The following is a 2,583-nucleotide window of genomic DNA, read 5'->3' on the forward strand; positions in this document are numbered from 1 at the left end:
TTCCCGCTGAGCGCGGAGCACATCGCCGTCTTCCGCGACCCGGCCACCCAGATCCTGGTCGGCTGCGGCCACGACCACTACGGGCACCTGGCCGCCCTCTCTCCGGCCAGCCGCGCCGAACTGAGCCGGGATTTCGCTTAGTCGCGCCTACTGCGCGTGGGCTGCCTCAACGGGTTTCGGCGGGGGCGTGGTCTTTGCCCGCCAGAGCAGGTAGGCGCGCACGTCCTCGGTTTCCGCGTCATCGATAAACCGGCGGAACGACGCCATGCCGGCAGCCTTCATGGCGCCGTCGAGCACGATCGCCTTGAACCCCTCCGGGTCCAGAATGGACGGCGAACGCGCCAGGGCCACGAAATAGGGCGTGTTGTTATGGCAACGTCCGCAATAGGCGCCGTAGAGGGTCCCACCGCGATCTGCGTCGCCGGCTGAAGGTGTCGCAAGCTTCAGGTCGAGGGGTGGAAGTTGCGCCGGAACCGCATAGGGTGGCGGCTTCCCGGTCCCGCCCAGCTTGAAGACCAGCAACCGGCCGGGTTGGCGTGGCGCGTCGTAGCCCCCTGCGCCGCCCCGGCCGACCATCAGGGCCAGATACTGTTCGCCGGCGATCTCATAGGTGGACGCCGGGGCGATGGCGCTGGCGCCGATGTCGTAGCTCCAGAGCCGCTGTCCGCTGGCGGCGTCATATCCGGCAAAGCGGTTCATGGCGCTGTGGAACACCAGTCCGCCGTCTGTCGCCAGGATCCCGCTGGTGACCATGTGCGGGAAGTCGACGCTCCAGCGCTTTGTCTGCGTCACAGGATCCCAGGCGAGGAGCTCGCCATTTCTGGGCTCGGGCGCGGCCGGCGGACGCGGCTTTGCCGAGGGTCCGGCGGGGTTGGGGCGCATGCCGGTGTTGTAGCCGCCGGGCACGTAGCGGAAATCGGCCGGGTCGGCATAGTTTCCCCGACCATGCTGAGCTGGAATGTAGACCAGGCCGGTCTTCGGGCTGAAGGCCATCGGGTGCCAGTTGTGACCCCCCAGCGGACCGACCATCTGGTTCGAGCGTTGGCCATTCTCGTAGCGTGCCGAGGCGACTTCCACAGGTCGCCCGGTCTTCAGATCGATGCGTTCGGCCCAGTCCACCGGTACGAACTTCTCGGCGGAAATCAGCGCCCCGGTCTTGGCGTCAAGAACGTAGAAGAAGCCGTTCTTGGGGGCCTGCATGACCACCCGACGGTCGATCCCGGCGATTTTCAGGTCCGCGACCATGATGTGCTGGGTGGCTGTGTAGTCCCAGCTTTCGCCGGGTGTGGTCTGGTAGTGCCAGACGTACTCGCCGGTCTCGGGCTTCAAAGCGACGATGGAGGCCAGGAAGAGATTGTCGCCCTTGCCGCCCGACCGCAGCTTGTGGTTCCAGGGCGTGCCGTTGCCGACGCCGATATAGACGAGCCCGGTCTGGGGATCATAGGTGATCGCGTCCCAGACGGTGCCGCCGCCGCCGCTTTCTTTCCAGACCCCGTCAGACCAGGTGGCTGCGGCCTTCTCGCGGAACACCTTGTCCGAGGCGGCGCCGTCCGGAAGACCTTTGGGGTTGGGCGTCGTATAAAAGCGCCACGCAAGTTTGCCGCTGTCGGCGTCGTAGGCGCTGACGTAGCCCCGCACGCCATATTCGGCGCCTCCGTTGCCGATCAACACCTTGCCCTTGATGACCCGGGGCGCGCCGGTGATGGTGTAGGCCCGGGTCTTGTCGGTGGTCTGAACGTCCCAGGCGACCTCGCCGCTTTTGGCGTCCAGCGCGATCAGGCGCCCGTCGAGAGTTCCGACGTAGATGCGGCCCTTCCAGATCGCCGCGCCGCGGTTGACCACGTCGCAACAGGCGTCGGCGCCCTTCTCGCCCGGGACCTTTGGGTCATAGGACCACAGCGGCTTTCCGGTCGCGGCGTCGAAGGCATAGACTTTGGACCAGGCGGTGGTGGTGTAGAGCACGCCGTCCGCCACCAGTGGCGTCGCCTCCTGGCCACGGTCCGTGTCAAACTCGGCCCACCAGGCCACACCCAGACGGGCCACGGTTTCGCGGTTTACCTTGTCTAGGGGCGAGAAGCGCTGTTCGTCATAGCTGCGACCGTACGAGAGCCACTCGCCGACCGCGGCGGCCTCGATGCGCTTGGCGTCGACACCGGGTTTCTCGCAGGCCGCTACGGCCAGCGCACAGCCGATCGCCAGGATCCATCGCCAAAGTCTGTTCATGCTGCAAATCCCCCCGGATCGGTCTTTTACCGACCTTTGCAGAGGTCGAAGGGGAAGGCGAGCGGCGTGTCTTCTTTCCTGGCCGGCAATAGACTGGCACCGGGGTCGGACATTCTCTCGCGCCGCTGCAGTGCTATGTCGTGGTTCCCCAGCCCGAAAGGTTTCCCCGTGCGCCCCACCCGCAAGACCGCCGCCCTTGGCCTCGCCCTCGCCGTCCTCATCACCCCCGCCGCCCAGGCCCAGATGACCCAGGCGCCCGCCGCCGTGAAAGCCGGCGCCTATCGCCTCGACGCCGGCCACAGCAAGGTCACATGGTCGGTCAGCCACTTCGGCTTTTCCACCTACATCGGCCAGTTCCCG

General features: G+C 66.6%; 1 protein-coding gene and 1 pseudogene. One reads left to right on the forward strand and one right to left on the reverse strand.

Annotation, left to right across the window (positions count from 1 at the left end; genetic code table 11):
- Positions 1–147: 147 nt before the first annotated feature.
- Positions 148–2,223, reverse strand: a complete 2,076-nt coding sequence (locus tag RMO97_RS03780; protein ID WP_310539210.1) for a PQQ-dependent dehydrogenase, methanol/ethanol family — start codon at positions 2,221–2,223, stop codon at positions 148–150.
- Between the two features lie 168 nt (positions 2,224–2,391).
- On the opposite strand from RMO97_RS03780, the pseudogene RMO97_RS03785 reads away from it, so the two are divergent.
- Positions 2,392–2,583: pseudogene (locus tag RMO97_RS03785) on the forward strand (hypothetical protein); the annotation flags it as partial.

The sequence above is a fragment of the Phenylobacterium sp. genome, assembly GCF_031425575.1.
Classification (GTDB): domain Bacteria; phylum Pseudomonadota; class Alphaproteobacteria; order Caulobacterales; family Caulobacteraceae; genus Phenylobacterium.